The sequence below is a fragment of the Neorhizobium sp. PAMB6630 genome (assembly GCF_058242775.1).
The window spans coordinates 3146742-3163583 of record NZ_CM177836.1; the positions used below are offsets into that span (position 1 = coordinate 3146742).

At 57.5% G+C, this 16842-nt stretch carries 14 protein-coding genes and 1 pseudogene; 13 read left to right on the plus strand and 2 right to left on the minus strand.

All coding sequences use genetic code 11. The annotated features are described in order from the left end of the window. Position 1: 1 nt before the first annotated feature. Positions 2 to 316 carry a MocE family 2Fe-2S type ferredoxin gene (locus AC4CWF_RS15075; protein WP_491282451.1) on the minus strand — a complete coding sequence of 105 codons (315 nt, stop codon included), beginning with the start codon at positions 314 to 316 and terminating at the stop codon, positions 2 to 4. A gap of 43 nt (positions 317 to 359) precedes the next feature. After that, on the minus strand, positions 360 to 1451 hold the full coding sequence (locus tag AC4CWF_RS15080) for a fatty acid desaturase family protein (protein WP_491282452.1): 1092 nt from the start codon (positions 1449 to 1451) through the stop codon (positions 360 to 362). Positions 1452 to 1613: 162 nt separating this feature from the next. Between AC4CWF_RS15080 and AC4CWF_RS15085 the strand changes: the two genes are divergently transcribed. The 13 genes and pseudogenes from AC4CWF_RS15085 (at position 1614) to AC4CWF_RS15145 (ending at position 16817) form a co-directional block, all read left to right on the plus strand. Continuing rightward, positions 1614 to 2645, plus strand: coding sequence for a LacI family DNA-binding transcriptional regulator (locus AC4CWF_RS15085; RefSeq protein ID WP_491282453.1), 1032 nt, complete (start codon positions 1614 to 1616; stop codon positions 2643 to 2645). Positions 2646 to 2803: 158 nt separating this feature from the next. Next, entirely contained in the window at positions 2804 to 3616 is an 813-nt protein-coding gene (locus AC4CWF_RS15090) for a TIM barrel protein (RefSeq protein ID WP_491282454.1), read from the plus strand. Between the two features lie 111 nt (positions 3617 to 3727). Then, positions 3728 to 4651, plus strand: a complete 924-nt coding sequence (locus AC4CWF_RS15095) for a sugar ABC transporter substrate-binding protein (protein ID WP_491282455.1) — start codon at positions 3728 to 3730, stop codon at positions 4649 to 4651. Positions 4652 to 4718: 67 nt separating this feature from the next. Then, positions 4719 to 6272, plus strand: a complete 1554-nt coding sequence (locus AC4CWF_RS15100; protein ID WP_491282456.1) for a sugar ABC transporter ATP-binding protein — start codon at positions 4719 to 4721, stop codon at positions 6270 to 6272. A gap of 20 nt (positions 6273 to 6292) precedes the next feature. Further along, entirely contained in the window at positions 6293 to 7375 is a 1083-nt protein-coding gene (locus AC4CWF_RS15105) for an ABC transporter permease (RefSeq protein ID WP_491282457.1), read from the plus strand. Positions 7376 to 7486: 111 nt separating this feature from the next. Further along, positions 7487 to 8371 (plus strand): formyltetrahydrofolate deformylase, encoded by an 885-nt coding sequence (gene purU / locus AC4CWF_RS15110; protein WP_491282458.1) that lies wholly within the window; start codon positions 7487 to 7489, stop codon positions 8369 to 8371. Between the two features lie 3 nt (positions 8372 to 8374). Then, positions 8375 to 9274, plus strand: a complete 900-nt coding sequence (folD, locus tag AC4CWF_RS15115; RefSeq protein ID WP_491282459.1) for a bifunctional methylenetetrahydrofolate dehydrogenase/methenyltetrahydrofolate cyclohydrolase FolD — start codon at positions 8375 to 8377, stop codon at positions 9272 to 9274. Positions 9275 to 9313: 39 nt separating this feature from the next. After that, positions 9314 to 10425 (plus strand): annotated as a pseudogene (locus AC4CWF_RS15120) (Gfo/Idh/MocA family protein). A 591-nt stretch (positions 10426 to 11016) separates the two neighbouring features. Beyond that, entirely contained in the window at positions 11017 to 12762 is a 1746-nt protein-coding gene (locus tag AC4CWF_RS15125) for a sensor domain-containing diguanylate cyclase (protein ID WP_491282461.1), read from the plus strand. A gap of 576 nt (positions 12763 to 13338) precedes the next feature. Then, positions 13339 to 14415 (plus strand): transporter substrate-binding protein, encoded by a 1077-nt coding sequence (locus AC4CWF_RS15130; RefSeq protein WP_491282462.1) that lies wholly within the window; start codon positions 13339 to 13341, stop codon positions 14413 to 14415. Further along, positions 14412 to 15023, plus strand: coding sequence for an ANTAR domain-containing response regulator (locus AC4CWF_RS15135; RefSeq protein WP_491282463.1), 612 nt, complete (start codon positions 14412 to 14414; stop codon positions 15021 to 15023). Before AC4CWF_RS15130 ends, AC4CWF_RS15135 begins: the two co-directional genes overlap by 4 nt. Positions 15024 to 15066: 43 nt before the next feature. After that, positions 15067 to 15897 carry an ABC transporter permease gene (locus AC4CWF_RS15140; RefSeq protein ID WP_491285421.1) on the plus strand — a complete coding sequence of 277 codons (831 nt, stop codon included), beginning with the start codon at positions 15067 to 15069 and terminating at the stop codon, positions 15895 to 15897. Next, entirely contained in the window at positions 15897 to 16817 is a 921-nt protein-coding gene (locus AC4CWF_RS15145; RefSeq protein ID WP_491282464.1) for an ABC transporter permease, read from the plus strand. The genes AC4CWF_RS15140 and AC4CWF_RS15145 overlap by 1 nt, the downstream gene beginning before the upstream one ends. The last annotated feature ends 25 nt before the right edge of the window (positions 16818 to 16842 follow it).

Genomic DNA, 16842 nt, shown 5'->3' on the forward strand with positions numbered 1-16842 from the left:
CTCAGCCGACCTGGATGAAAACGCGGCCGCCTTCGACCTTAACCGGATAGGTCTTCAGGTTGATGCAAACCGGAGCACCCTTGGCCTCGCCCGTCTTGTAGTTGAAGCGGCCGTTGTGCTTTGGACATTCGATAATGTCGTCCATGACAAGACCGTCTGCCAGATGCACGTTCTCATGGGTGCAGTGGCCAGCCGTCGCGTGGTAGCTATTCTCCGGGCTCCGATAAATGGCGAAGCTCTTGCCGTCATGATCGAAGCGGATAACATCCTCTTCGTCGATCTCGTCCTTTTCGCAGACGTCGATCCAGGTGCTCATCGGGTTCTCCTCCCCAAATTCATCGTTGTCTCGGCAACCGGCGTTACTCCGCCGCCGGTGCCATTGCTTCGCTGTGGAAGTCTTCGCGGTAGGGCTTTGCCGTCGCAGGCAGTTCGCGCTTGAGAAAGTAGTCCTCATTGCGGAGCTGGCGCAGAAAAGCCGGGATCATCTCGCGATAGCCGTGAAGGATCGACGGATTGGGCTCCGGCAGATCGTCCTTGATCATGGCGTGCAGTTTCGGAAGCGCATGATAGGGCACCATCGGGAACATGTGGTGCTCGACGTGATAGTTCATGTTCCAGTAGATGAACCGGCTGATCGGGTTCATGTAAACGGTGCGGCTGTTGAGGCGGTGATCGATGACGTTGTCCGCCAGACCGCCATGCTGCAGCAGGCCGGTCATCACATGGTGCCAGGCTCCATAAAGACGAGGCAGGCCGACCAGCATCAGCGGCAGGATTGAACCGAGGTAAAACGCCAGCAAGACCGTCGCGACATAGATCGCAAGCCATACCCGCGCCGCGAAGATTGCCTTGGGCTGCTCCGTCTCGGGAACAAAGGTCTTTTCCTCGGCGCTGATGACGCCAAAGGCGTTGCGGACCATGTCCACAATGGCATGCCACGCATCAAGCAGGCCAAAGAAGTTCAGAACGAGACGCAGCAGATCTGGCGGACGCATAACAGCGATTTCCGGATCACGACCGACAATGACCGTATCGGTGTGGTGGCGCGTGTGGCTCCAGCGCCAGGTGACAGGGTTGCGCATGATCATGAAGCAGGCGATCTGATAGACCACTGTGTTCATCCACATGGTCTTGAACGCCGTGCCGTGACTGCATTCATGCCAGCGGCTGTCAGATGCCGAGCCGTAAAGCACGCCATAGGCGAGAAAAAACGGGATCGCCCACAGACTGCCCCAGAAGTAGATGCCAAAGCCCGCAAAAACGATCATCGATCCTAGCCAAATGATCGTATCGCGAATGGCCGGACCATCCTCCCGCTTCATCAGCTCCTTCATCTGCTTGCGCGGAACATCGGTGTGATACCACTGCGCCGCCGACAGGCCGTTGGCCACGGCTGCCTGGGCATCCCGTCCCAATAGACTGTAATCTCTCTTGCTCACTACCCGCGCCACGATACCCTCCTGCCTGTCCGGGTCAGGCCGGACCAATCCTCTTGATGGATACCAGAAGGAATATCGTGGATTTCAATCTGCTCAATAGGGCCTTGATATATTCTATCATTTCACATCATATTTAACTTCATTGTTGATTGAATACTATCAAAAGGAGAAGCCATGGCCGCGCGTCCCACAATTACCGACCTCGCCAAGGCAGCCAATGTCAGCGTGGCAACTGTCGACCGCGTCCTGAATGGACGGCACAAAGTGCGGGAAGATACGGCAAGGCGCGTCTATGATGCAGCAAACGAAATTGGCTACCACGCTGTAGGGCTTCTCAGGCAGCGTGTTTTCGAGGGGCTGCCGCAATACAGACTGGGCTTTGTTCTGCAGAAACCGGACCATCATTTTTATCAAGCGTTCGCGCGGGAAATTGAAACTGCGGTCCAGAACCATCCCGGCATTCGCGGCAATGCACAGATCGACTTCTGTACTACGCAGACACCGTCGGCTCTTTCCGACAAGTTGCGCGAGATCGGCGGACGGAATCAGGCTGTTGCCATGACAGCACCAGACTATCCCGCTTTGTCCGTCGTTGCGGAAGAGTTGAAAGCCAAGGGAGTGCCGGTCTTCTCAATGCTGTCGGATTTTGCGCCTGGCATACGGGAAGGTTATGTGGGCCTCAATAACCGCAAGGCCGGTCGTACAGCGGCCTGGATGATCGCGAAAACCGCGAAGAAGCCGGGAAAGGTGGCGGTTTTTGTAGGAAGTCACCGCTTTCATGGACATGAATTGCGAGAAATTGGCTTTCGCTCATATTTCCGAGAGCATGCTCCCGATTTCGAAGTTCTGGACACGCTCGTCAACCTTGAGACGGTGGAACTCACTCACGAGGCAACGGTTGATCTGCTGCTGCGGCACCCGGACCTGATTGGATTTTATGTGGCAGGCGGTGGCATGGAAGGTGCAATTTCCGCAATCCGGGAGGAAAAGCTCGGCGGCAAGCATATTGTAGTCGTTAACGAACTGACGCCGATTTCGCGAACGGCTCTTGCAGACGAGATCGTCACGCTGGCCATTGCAACGCCCCTTGCAAATCTGTGCCGGGAACTGGTCCGGTTGATGGTGGAAGCGGTTGATAGCGGTCCAGCAACAGCACCAGGTCAGACATTTCTTCCGTTGGAGATGCATGTGCCAGAAAACATCTGAAGAAAAGATAGAATTACATCATTTGAATGTATAAATTCTTTCACAAATGAAAGATAAGTCGCGCAATTCTGCTTTGACGAACGTCCTGAAACCTGATGATTTCGATTTAGCAAGCCGGGGAGGAACTGCCGGCTCGCCAGAGGTTTCGGGAGATTTTCATGACTGCGCCTACCTTCGCGCTCAACCACATGGTTGCGCCACAGATGCCGCTTGGCGCTTTTTTCAAGCTGGGCAAGATGCTCGGCATTCATCAATTCGAGATCCGCAACGATCTGTCCGGAAACGCCATCCTTGACGGTACGAAGCCTGAGGCAGTGCGCGAACTGGCAGCCGTCGAGGGCGTGGAGATCATTTCGATCAATGCGCTTCAGCGCTTCAATGAATGGACACCGGCGCGTGAAGACGAAGCGCGCAATCTGGCGGAATACGCTGCCGCTTGCGGTGCAAAGGCCCTTGTGCTGGTGCCCGTCAATGACGGTTCCGGCAAGCTGGAAGGTGAACGTCAGGGCAATCTTCGTCTGGCGCTCGAGGGGCTGCAGCCGATCCTCGAAAAGGCCGGGATTATTGGCCTAGTCGAACCGCTGGGTTTCCAGATCTGTTCGTTGCGCTCCAAGAAGGAAGCGATCGAAGCAATCCAGGCCATCAACGGGGAAGAGCGTTTCAAGCTGGTCCATGACACCTTCCACCATGTGCTGGCCGGTGAACCTGATCTCTTTGCTGCAATGACAGGTCTCGTCCATATCTCTGGCGTCGATGATGCCCAGGTCAGTGTTGATGACATGCGCGACCCGCACCGGGTGATGGTGACACATCACGACCGTCTGGACAATGCGGGGCAGATCAAGGCTCTTCTCGCTGCCGGCTACACAGGACCGTTCTCATTCGAGCCGTTCGCGGCATCCGTCCATAGTTCGAGCGATCCGCAAACACTGATCCGGGCCAGCATGAATGTGGTGCTCGCCGGAATCTGATGCCTCGGATGGGCCAGCATAATGCCGGCTCAGCTAATAAGATTGCCTTCTGGGAGGAGGCGACCGGCTAATTCAGGGTGTTCGCCGGGCACCCTTTTAGAGGAGGAAGAGATGAAGAAAATTTTGGCGGGCGCTATGTTCGGGCTTTTGATGACCTCAAGCGCCTATGCGGGCAATATCGGTGTTTCCATGGCAAACTCCGACACCTTCCTGACTGTGCTGCGCAAGGGTATTGAAAAATCTGCTGGCGATGCAAAGCAGCCGGTGCAGATCGAGATTGCGGACGACGACGTTCAGAAACAGCTTTCGCAGATCCAGAACTTCATCGCCTCCAAGGTTGATGCAATCATCGTCAACGCCGTCGATACAACGGCAACTGCACCGATGACCAAGCTTGCCAATGATGCGGGTATCCCGATTGTCTATGTCAACCGTATGCCGGCAGATGTCGAGAAGCTTGGTCCGAAAGGTGCGTTCGTGGCATCCGATGAGGTTCAGTCTGGCACCCTGCAAGCGATGGAAGTGTGTCGCATTCTCGGCGGCAAGGGCGACATCCTCGTCATGGTGGGCGATCTTGCAAACCAAGCTGCCGTTCAGCGCACCAAGGACATTCACGATGTGATCGCGACGCCGGACTGCATGGGCATAAAGATCCTCGACGAGCAAACAGCCGTCTGGGACCCGGTCAAGGCTCAGGACCTTATGACGAACTGGATTGCGGCCGGTCACAAGCCGGCAGCCGTGATCGCCAACAATGACAACATGGCAATTGGTGCCATCAATGCCATGAAGTCGGCAGGTTGGAACATGAAGGATGTGGTCGTGGCCGGCATTGACGCCACGCAGGAGGCGCTGGCTTACATGAAGGCAGGCGATCTGGATGTGACAGTCTTCCAGGATGCCTTCGGACAAGGCTCCGGGGCAGTCACCACAGCCGTCAAGCTTGCCAAGGGCGAAAAGGTGGATGCCAAGGTGTGGATCCCATTCCAGTTGGTAACGCCTGCAAACATGGACAAGTTCACCGCCAAGAACTGATGAACGATGGGCCGGTCCGCTGCTCTCAAAGCTGAGCGGCGGACCACTCCTGGGGAGGAGGACTACCATGTCGGCTGAACGCGTTATCAGTCCACAGACGATGGAGGCTGTTCGCAAGAGCGGTGCAGTGCCGGGCAGCGAATACCTTCTCGAAGTCGAAGATGTTCGCAAGGAATTTCCGGGCGTCGTCGCGCTCGACAACGTGCAACTGAAGCTTAAGCGAGGCACCGTACACGCCCTGATGGGCGAGAACGGCGCTGGCAAATCGACGCTAATGAAGATCCTTGCGGGCATTTATACGCCCGATAGCGGCTCCTTCAAATTGCGTGGAGTGGATATCCGTCTCAAGAATCCGCTCGATGCATTGCAAAACGGAATCGCGATGATCCATCAGGAACTGAACCTGATGGCACCGATGACAGTATCGGAAAACATCTGGATCGGACGCGAACCCCTTGGCCGTCTCGGGTTGGTCAACCACGCTGAAATGAACCGGCGTACTGAAGCGCTGTTCAAGCGCCTCGGCATCGACATTGACCCGGAGATTCGAGTCGGCGGGTTGAGCGTAGCCAGCCGGCAAATGGTCGAGATCGCCAAGGCCGTTTCGTTCGATTCCGACGTGCTCATCATGGACGAGCCCACATCCGCTCTCACCGAAAAGGAGGTCAATCACCTTTTCCGGATCATTCGTTCGCTGCGCGAGGATGGAAAGGGCATCATCTACATCACGCACAAGATGAACGAACTTTTCGAGATCGCCGACGAGTTTTCGGTTTTCCGCGACGGCAAATATATTGCCACCTGCAACTCCGCTGAAGTGACGCGCGACGACATTATCAGGATGATGGTGGGCCGTGAGATCACACAGATGTTCCCCAAGGAACCGGCCCAAATCGGCGATGTCGTTCTGTCGGCCAAGGGGCTGACACTGAACGGCGTCTTCCGCGACATCAGCTTCGACCTGCGTGCCGGAGAGATTCTAGGCTTTGCCGGGCTTGTCGGATCAGGCAGATCTAACGTGGCAGAAACGATTTTCGGCGTCACGCCTGCAAATGCAGGAACGATTGAGCTGTTCGGCAAGCCGTTGACCGTCTCCTCACCCTCTGTGGCGATGAGCCACGGCATGGCGTTTCTCACGGAAGACCGGAAGGAGACGGGCTGCTTCCTGATGCTCGACATCCAGGACAACGCCCAGATGGCGGTTCTCCAGCAGCGGTATGTGAACTTCGGCTTCGTCCAGCAGGAAAGGCTCAGAAAGGCGGCGTCCGACATGGCAAACCGCCTGCGGGTTCGCACACCCGACATGAACGAGCCGATCATCAACCTGTCGGGCGGCAATCAGCAGAAAGTGCTGATCTGTCGCTGGCTGATGACCGATCCCAAGATCCTCATCCTCGACGAACCAACGCGTGGCATCGATGTCGGTGCCAAGGCAGAAATCCATCGCCTGATCTCGCAGCTTGCAGGCCAGGGCGTCGCGATCATCATGATTTCCTCGGAAATGCCCGAGGTGCTCGGGATGAGCGACCGCATCGCAGTTTTGCATGAGGGCCGTTTGACCGGAATCCTCGACAGGGCAGACGCCGACCAAGTGAAGATCATGGAGCTGGCGTCGCGCTGACGACCGGCCGGGAGAAAATCATGTCAGATGCCATCAACGAACTTGGCGAGACGTCCAAGACCGGCCTCAAGAAGGTCAAGCGGCTGCCGCCGGAGTTTTCCATCCTGGCAGTCCTGATCGGGATCGCCCTCATATTTGAGGTCATCGGCTGGTATGTCATAGGCGAGAGCTTTCTCGCCAATAAACAGAGGTTGTCGATCATCGTCCTGCAAGTCGCGGTCACAGGCATCATTGCCGTCGGCGTCACCCAGGTCATCATCACAGGCGGGATTGATCTGTCGTCGGGTTCCATGGTTGGCTTCATCGCCATGGTCGTGGCAAGCTTTGCCCAGACATCACTCAACGCGCGCGCAGTATTTCTGCAACCGGAATATGCAGCCTTCGGCCTGAACTGGTTCATTGATTCCAGTCCGCTCTGGCCGCTTCTCGCCGGCATCCTCCTTGGCGCTCTACTTGGCTACATCAACGGTCTCATCATTGCCAAGACCGGCATTCCGCCCTTCATCGCAACGCTGGGCATGATGGTTTCGGCACGTGGTCTGGCCAAATGGTATACCGAGGGGCAGCCAATTGCGTTGCTGAACCCGAACTTCACCTGGCTTGGCCAGAGCTTCGACATCGGCGGCTTTCCCGTACCACGAACGGTGATCGTCTTCTTCATCGTTGCCATCATCTGTCACATCGCGCTTTCCTACACGCGCTACGGCAAGTTCACCTATGCAATTGGCGCCAATCCGCAGGCCGCGCGTGTATCAGGCATCGATATCGGCAAGCATCTCATCAAGGTCTATGCCGTGGCTGGCCTCCTGTCCGGTCTTGCCGGCGTCATGTTGGCGGCTCGTGCCCAATCCGGTCAGCCGAACATGGGCATTTCCTTTGAACTCGACGCGATCGCAGCGGCCGTGATTGGCGGCACCTCACTCACCGGCGGCATCGGGCGCATCACCGGAACGGTCATCGGCACCATCATCCTTGGCGTCGTCACCTCCGGTTTCACCTTCCTCAAAGTGGGTGCCTATTACCAAGAGATCGTCAAAGGCGCGATCATCATTACCGCCGTCGTCATTGACGTGCATCGCCAGAAAAAGAAATCACGCGCCTAAACCAACCTCCCAGGCGTAAGGAGGCGATGTCTGCCGGAACGGTCCGCATCGCCTCCCTCCCACTTTTCGACTTTACCCTTCCGCAGAGACAATCTGGAGCATGCAAAACCCATGAAGAGCTATGTGCTGACCGTATCATGCCAGTCCAAACGCGGCATCGTAGCTGCCATTTCGGGTTATCTTGCAGAACAGGGTTGCAACATCATCGATAGCTCGCAGTTCGACGATCTGCAGACAGACCGGTTCTTCATGCGCATCTCCTTCATCTCCGAGGAAGGCGCATCCGATGCCAAGCTTGAGAAAGGCTTTGTGAATATCGCCGAGGCTTTCGCCATGAGCTGGAATCTGCACGACGCTACAAAGCGCATGAAGGTGCTGTTGATGGTCTCGCGTTTTGGCCACTGCCTGAACGACCTGCTCTACCGCTGGAAAATCGGCGCATTGCCGATCGAAATCGTCGGCGTTGTCTCCAACCACTTCGACTACCAGAAGGTCGTGGTGAACCATGACATCCCGTTTCACCACATCAAGGTGACGAAAGAAAACAAGGCGCAAGCCGAAGCCCGGATCATGGATCTGGTCGAGCAGACCGGTACCGAACTGATCGTGCTTGCCCGCTACATGCAGGTTCTTTCCGATGACATGTGTAGCAAGATGTCGGGCAAGATCATCAACATTCACCACTCCTTCCTGCCGAGTTTCAAGGGGGCAAACCCCTACCGCCAGGCACTTGAGCGAGGCGTGAAACTGATCGGTGCCACAGCACATTACGTGACCGCAGACCTCGATGAAGGCCCCATTATCGAACAGGACGTTGCCCGCATCACCCATGCACAATCGGGGGAGGATTACGTCTCTATCGGTCGCGATGTGGAAAGCCAGGTGCTGGCACGCGCCATACACGCCCACATTCACCACCGCACCTTCATCAACGGCAATCGAACCGTCGTCTTTCCGGCGAGCCCCGGCTCTTATGCCTCTGAGCGCATGGGGTAAGGCATGGCGATCATTATCGATGGAAGGGCCGCCGCGGCTTCGGTGATCGAAGCAGTTACGTCTGCGGTAATCGCACTGGAGGCCTCCGGTCATCGCAAACCGGGACTTGCGGTCGTCATTGTCGGCGATGACCCGGCAAGCCATGCCTATGTCGGCGCAAAAAGCCGCATGGCAAAGCAGTGCGGGTTCAATTCGATCCAGCACACCCTGCCCGATAAAATACCGCAGCCTGAGTTGATGGCGCTCATCGCCTCGCTCAACGCCGATCCTGAGGTCGACGGTATTCTCGTACAATTGCCACTTCCAAATCATCTCGATAGCGAAATGGTGATCCAGTCGATCCTGCCGGAAAAGGACGTAGATGGCCTGCACGTCGTCAATGCCGGGAAGCTTGCGATCGGTGATCTTACGAGCGGCCTCATCTCCTGCACCCCGGCTGGCGCGATGTTTCTGGTGCGCCAGATCTGCGGCAACGATCTTTCGGGGCTTAACGCTCTGGTTATCGGGCGCTCCAACCTGTTTGGCAAGCCCATGGCGCAGCTTCTGCTCAATGCCAACGCTACCGTGACAATCGGTCATTCCCGGAGCCAAGATCTGCCCGAACTTGCTCGTCAGGCAGACATTCTGGTTGCGGCCGTCGGAAGGGCTGAGATGGTCAAAGCCGACTGGTTGAAACCCGGCGCCACCGTCATCGATGTTGGCATCAACCGCGTTGCCGCGCCGGAAAAGGGCGAGGGCAAATTCAAGCTTATAGGCGACGTCGCCTTTTCCGAATGTCAGCGGGTCGCCAAGGCAATCTCACCGGTTCCGGGCGGGGTCGGTCCCATGACGATTGCCATGCTGATGGCAAACACAGTGATTGCTGCCCATCGCAGGGCTGGTGTTTCCGCGCCAAGCTTTTGATAGCATACAGATAAAGATCTTGAACGCTGGGAGGGCGCGATGGGACTGGGAGTGGGCTTAATAGGTTCCGGCTATATGGGAAAGTGTCACGCGTTGGCCTGGACCTCGGTTGCAACTGTGTTCCCTGATCTTGAGCGGCACGGCTCGTAGCACTTGCTGACACGACGCCGGAACTTGCGCGACAGCAGGCGCAGGCGTTCGGTTTCGGAAGCAGCACCGGAGACTGGCGTGATCTGATCGCGACCCCGGAAATCGACGTGATTTCCGTTGCCGCTCCAAACCAGTTTCATGCGGAAATGGCAATTGCGGCACTGGAAGCCGGAAAGCATGTCTGGTGTGAAAAACCAATGGCCACATCGCTTGAAGATGCGACGCGTATGCGTGATGCGGCCAAACGATCCGGACGAACCGCGATCCTCGGCTACAATTACATTCAAAACCCGATGATCCGCTTTGCGAGCGCAGTGATTGCCGAAGGTAGAATTGGGACGGTAAACCATATCCGGCTGGAAATGGACGAGGACTTCATGGCAGACCCATCAGCTCCTTTCTACTGGAAGAGCGAAGCGGCATCAGGTTACGGTGCACTGGACGATTTCGCCGTTCACCCGCTCTCCTTGTTGTCCGTGCTCCATGGACGGATCAAATCTGTCGTTGCGGATATGACAAAACCCTATGCGGATCGCCCTGCCATGGGAGGCGGCAGCCGCAGCGTAGAAAATCACGATATCGCCCAGGCTCTCTTCCGCACCGAAGCAGGCGCTTCTGGCGTATTGATGGTCAACCGTTCGGCTTGGGGGCGCAAAGGACGGATTGCTTTGCAGGTCTTCGGCTCTCACGGCTCCATTCTCTTCGACCAAGAGCGCATGAACGAATTGCAGCTCTATTCCACCGATGGCCCCGAAGAACTTCAGGGATATCGCACCGTGCTTGCCGCTCCAGCGCATTCACCTTACCGCCAGTTCATTCCGGCACCAGGGCATGGACTGGGGTTCAATGAGCTGAAAGTGATCGAGTGCCACGAACTGCTTCAAGCGATTTCAGGCAATTGCGACGCTCATGTTCTCGATTTCGAACGCGGGCTAGAGATCGAGCGCGTAGTGCATTCGATGGCGAAGTCGGCGCGGACACGGACTTGGATGACTCTCTGATGGCGAGGGGATTTGCCTGTTCGCAACAGCCTTCGGGGATGGCCACAATTGGCGCATCCAAATAATGGTTCAAGCAGTACCGAGACCCGCAAGGCAATTTCTATCTAGCCTTGAAGCGGAAATTACTTCCGTCAGCCCCCCGGTTGACTGATGCCCAAAGCCAGGGCACAAAAGTGGCATCCACGGTCGCTCGCGATGGGAAAACAGAGGGAATTTCAGGGCTTTTCCGTTAAGCCATTGAAATAATTTGATAATCCAGGTCTCCCAGGCGAACCATTTCAAGTCCATTTTGCACTGCAAATCAGAAACTATCTCCCCCGCCAAAAAGTGGCGTCTTCCCAGGAACTTAGGCGACGTCTGCGAGAATAAGCGGGCTATCTCGCCACATTCAAAGGACGACGGAGAGATTGGCTGGGGACCCGCAGGCAATGACTGCAACGGGGCCGGTAGGAGAACCTCCGCTCTAAGTTCAGCGTCTGCAAAAGCAGTCATTGATGAAAGGATGACGAGGTCCGGAATAGGCCTTTGCAGATATGCAATCCGTGCGCAGCGTCTGCCTGCAGCTTGTGCGCGTCGTCCGCGAAGTCGCAGATGCTCGCATTGCTGCCCTTAACGGCATTAAAAGCATTTTGCGCTATCCCAAAGCCTATGAAATCGGGCTCTTCTTTTAAAGATTTAACGGTATATCTGCTTATGGTGATGCTAGCGCAATTGGGTGCCGCCGTCGCCAGCGCAAGCGATATGACCAGCATTCGAATGTCATGCTGGGCCGTCGGCACGCTTTCGGAAGACCTCGTCGCAGTGGCTCGCGATGAACCCAGATGGACCTGCTCTGGCGCAAACCACCAATTCTCCATCAATGCCGAACGGGTGCTCCTCCGGTTCGACATCGCGCCTAGCCAAAAACCTCCTCGGTATCTGCTTTCAAGGCGGAGCGCCCTTGAAGCGGTGCATCTGCTGGCCATCGACCAGGACGGCGCGGTTCGGCAGACGTCCTTTCCTGCCGCCGCCTTGCCCAGTTCCATGGCCGGCGGCTACTTCAAGGCAGACCTACCAGCCGTAACTCGAGCGACTCGGCAGATCGTCGCTGTCGTTGACCTGCCGAGCCACCGGATGACGTTGGAGAAAGCATATCTTTCACCTGTTGACGCAGGCGCGAGCGTTGACGATATGCGGTTCCTGCTGATCATAGGCGGACTTGCCGGCATGCTCGTTATGCCGCTCATCTTCAATGCGGCATTCTACCGAGCCCTGCGTGAGCCGTTCGTCCTCTGGCACTCGGTCCTCACCTTTTCGCTGCTGATGACGATTTTCGTTACATCTGGTTTGTCGGTGGTATTTTACGATCCTTCGGCTATGACGCTGAGTTGGATGACGACACTGATCTTCGGGATTACGATCGGCTCAGGCGCGATGTTCACCTACAGCTTCATCGAGCCGGGTAAGATGCATCCCCTCCTGCGGCGCATCCTGCCCTATTGTGCTGCGTGGGCGCTCTTTCTGAGCGTCTTTCATGCGAGCTTTCCCTTCGTTGCACGCCCGATCCAATCGCCAGCTTATACGGCTGCGTTTGCACCAGTTCTTGTTGTCTTCGTTTTCTCGATGATCGATTCATTGCGTCGGGGCAGCCGCGCCGCGTGGTTCCAGGCCATCGGATACACACCATTGGCCTTGGTCGGATTGATACGGCTGGTGACCGGCCTGGCTCCCTGGCTGTACAGCGCAGACGCCATGCCCCTGTTCTATTTTGGCTGCATGTTTGAGGTTCTCTTCACCACGCTTGGGGTGGCGGAGCGCTTCATGTCCATCAAGCGAGAGCGAGATGGCGCTCGCCACGAGGCCGATCTGCTTGAACGCCTGTCTGAAACCGATCCACTGACCGGGTTGCTCAACAGGCGGGCGATCGAGCGGCAGTTCGAGCGACTTCTCGAGGAGAGTTTTACCGCACTCGCAGTCATCGACCTCGATCATTTCAAGGCGATCAATGATGGATACGGGCATGGCATCGGCGATGAGGTGCTCAAGGCTGTCGCCGTTGCACTGAACGCAGACCCGAACGTACGCGCCTACCGCCTTGGTGGCGAGGAGTTCCTGCTTCTCCTGCGAGGTCACGACGTGGATGTACAGGCCGAGTTTCGCCGCCAATCAATCCCTGCGACCGTAGCAAATGCGGTTCCGGGTCTCGCAGGGCTCGTGACGGCAAGCATGGGCATCACACCGATCTCTGGCGATGAAGGCTTTACGACGTTGTATGAACGAGCCGACAAGCTTCTTTACGAAGCCAAGGGTGCGGGACGAAACACAACCCACAGCACAATCCCAGCGGCGCAGTCATAAAACTCCACCTCGATAGATCAGGCGACCGTAGCCAGACCTGCGGCAGCGCTGGCGGGCACCGGCTGATAGCCGCAAGAAGGTTTCAATGCAGCGGTATGCCGCAGTCTGGTGCTGGCGACAAGGAGACGGCCCCGAATCCGAAATCTTGTCTGGCCAGGTAAACGGCAGCCTCAAGGAAATTCAGCCGAAGGCTCAACGACCGACTCGAAGGCGCTTAGCGGAAATCATTTCTGCAAGGGGGCCGCATGCTGTCCTTCCGCTTTTTTGTCACAAGAAGGTGTCTGCCGTCGAACAGGCAACGGCCTCCTCCGAAGCCTTGGGCAGGTTGCGGAGGTCGACCCCATGACCCCTCGCACCTCCTCAAGGCGTATCGGACAAAAAAAGACAGCAGATGCACAAATATTGCGCAGAAAGAGCTTTGCGAGAGAAATTGTGCAATTTCGCCGTTCTGGCCCGTAATTAAGCTTCCAATCCGCAATTTTCGAGTCTAGATTAAGATAAATATTTGGCACCTGAGCCCCGTTTCGATCGCGTCCCCAACGCGCATCGGCCGGGGCTTTTTGTATTGGAACGTCGATGAAACGCTTCGTAGATATAGGCGTACTCCTTTCAAGCCGCGGCATGTATGCCGCGTTGTCCCGTGCGAGCCGCGACGGCGTGCTTCGTGGTGTGGAGGAGGTGAATGCCGACCCCAACATTGACGTTTCCTTCCAGGTCACCGAGCGCGACCCGGATGGACGGCTTGACCGATATGCGCCGCTGTGCCGTGAAATCCTGCGCGGTTCCCAGGCACGCCATATCTTCGGTTGCATCACTTCTGCCAGCCGCAAGGAGGTCATTCCGGAGCTTGAGCGGTTTGACGGGGTTCTGTGGTACCCCGTGCCCTACGAGGGCTTCGAGGCGTCCGAGCGCGTCGCCTACATGCACTCATGCCCGAACCAGCACCTGCTGCCGCTTCTGGACTGGGCGCTGCCCACGCTCGGCACCCGCGCCTACCTAGTCGGTTCCAACTACATTTGGGGATGGGAGATGGCGCAGATCGCCCGCGAGAAGATCGCAGCGGCGGGCGGACAGGTGCTAGGCGACCGGTACCTTCCAATTGGTGAAACGGAACTCGATCACATCATCAATGACATCAGGGCGTTGAAGCCGGATTTCATCCTGAACTCGCTCGTTGGCGACAGCTCGTATGCATTTTTGGCCCGGCTTGCCCAGGTGAAGCAGGAGGCTGAATTGGCCGATGGCTTGACCGTGCTCTCGTGTAATTTCACCGAATGCGAGATTGACGCGGCCGGCTATGCCGCCGAAGGGCTGGTTTCGGCAGGCCCCTGGTTCGAGCCCGACGGCGGCATCGGCGGATCGTTTCACGAGTTGGCGCGCCAGGCCGTGCATGAACTGGCTTTACTGCTTCAAGGCCGCCCAGGGGCAGAAGAGCTCCCTTTGGCGGAGCTATTGCACACTGCGATCCGTAGTGGCCGCCCGACAAGGCTCGATCCTGTGCATCTGCACGCGCGTCAGCCTACCATCATTGCGCGGCTTGAGAACGGTCGATTCCGAGAGATTAGGCGGCTGCATGCGATGCGCGCCGATCCCTACCTGACACATCGCTCGCAGCCCGCGCAGACGGGGTCCCGGCTGAAGGTGGTGTCATGACGCGCATTAGAACGGAAAATCTCGGCGGGGCAACAGCCTGGATCCTGCACAGGCCTCACCCCTCCGTTCACGGACTTGTCCGCCAGCTCGGCGTGATCGGGCTGGAAGTGCGCGAGGCCTGGCCGGAACTTCCGGCTGAGGCGATCGGGGCGGATTTCATCTTCTATGATGCCGACATGGGGCACGACGAGCAGTTCCCTTGGGCACCCGGTCAGTCACCGATGCCGATGATCGCGTTGATCGGCTCGGAAGCGCCGGGCCGCCTGAGGTGGGCAATGGAAATGGGCGCACACGCGCAGCTCCTCAAGCCGATGAGCGACAAGGGCGTCTACGCCGCTCTACTCGTCGCACGCAGCAATTTTGATCGCGCCAATGCATCCGAGGCGCTGATTGCCGACCTACAAAGCCGACTGTCGGCGCGCCAGACGATCGTGCGCGCAGTCATGATCTTCGTGATGAAGGGCAAGACCGAGGCCGAGGCCTATGACCTTTTGCGCCATACCGCGATGGCGTGGCGCGTGACAATCGAAACCGCCGCGGATCGGCTGGTAGCCAACCATGCGAATGAGAGGGGCACTGAAGATGGCAGACACATCGATTTCGCCTGACCCCCTGGTCGTTCCGGAGAACGGGCCGTCCGTGCTGCGTCAGATGGCTCGACGCAAGCTGGCACTTCTGGGGCTGCTGATCACCGTTATCTGCGTTGGCGGTGCTGTCTTCGCCAAGTGGCTTGCGCCGTTCAATCCTTACGAGCAGTTCTTTGACGGCTTGACAATCGAAGGCGCGCCACTTCCACCGAACGAGACATTCTGGTTCGGCACGGACCTTCTTGGTCGAGATCTGTTTTCGCGCATCCTGTACGGCGCACAGACCTCGCTGGTGATCGGCCTCGTTGCCAATGGAGCCGCTTTGCTGATCGGCACGCTCGTGGGCGTCACCGCGGGCTATTTCCGTGGGGTGATCGGCGCAGTGCTCATGCGTTTCACCGATCTGATGATGGCGTTTCCGGCACTCCTGCTTGCGATCTGCCTCGCAGCGATCTTTGCTCCGTCGCTGTGGATCGTTGCGATGGTCATTGCCTTTGTGAACTGGGTGCAGACGGCTCGGGTGATTTTCACACAAACCTCGTCACTCTCAGAACGTGATTATATCGCTGCGGCAAAGACACTCGGCGCCGGTCACGGCCGCATCCTCTTCAGGCACATCCTGCCCCATCTCATTCCGACACTGATCGTCTGGGGTACGCTCGGCATATCGACCACCGTGCTGCTGGAGGCGACCTTGTCCTTCCTCGGCATTGGCGTCCAGGCGCCGATCCCATCCTGGGGCAACATCATTTTCGAGAACCAGACCTACTTCCAGTCAGCACCATGGCTCGTCTTCATTCCCGGCGCTGCGATCCTGCTGCTTGCACTCGCCTTCAACCTCGTCGGCGATGCACTGCGCGACATTCTCGATCCGACACAACAGGGGCGTGACTGATGGCTGCCTATACCCTCAGACGCCTCGTTCAGTCGGCGCTTATCCTGCTCGGCGTCTCGTTCATCACCTTCGTGCTGCTCTACGTGCTGCCGGCAGACCCGGTGCGTCAGATTGCCGGTCGTTCCGCAACGGCTGCGACGGTTGAAAGCATCCGCCGGCAGCTTGGCCTCGACCAGCCGTTTCTCGTCCAATACGGCAACTATCTGTGGCACCTTGTTCAGGGTGATTTCGGGCGCTCGTATCTGCAGAAGACGGAAGTCGCCGAACTTTTGTTTTCGCGCCTGCCGGCAACCTTGCTCCTGCTGGTGGCGGCGATTGGCTGCGAGCTTCTGATCGGCCTGCCACTCGGCATCGTCGCGGCGCTCAACCGTGGAAAGGCGATCGACAACGGCCTGATGCTGACGAGCTTCCTGACAGTCTCTGCGCCACAGTTCGTTGTCGCCCTGCTGCTGCTATTTGTCTTCGCGGTGAAGCTTGGCTGGTTTCCGATTGGCGGCTACGGCACATTTGCTCACCTTGTGCTACCGGCAGTGACACTCGGCATTCTTGGCTCAGGCTGGTACTCGCGCATCATGCGGTCCTCGATGATCGACGTGCTGCGTGCCGATTTCATCCGCACCGCGCGCGCCAAGGGCCTTGGCCGCAGCAAGGTCATCCTTGGCCATGCATTGCCCAACGCGATCCTGCCGATCATCGCCATGATCGGGATCGACATCGGCCTTTTCATGTCCGGCATTGTGGTTGTCGAGAGCGTCTTTGGCTGGCCTGGCATCGGCCAATTGGCGTGGCAGGCGATCCAACGCGTCGACATCCCGATCATCATGGGCGTCACCCTCGTCTCAGCCTGCGGCATCGTCATCGGAAACCTGATTGCCGACCTGATTTCGCCACTCATCGATCCGCGCATCAAGCTGCGCTGAAACCGTCACCAACAGGAGTAAGGCC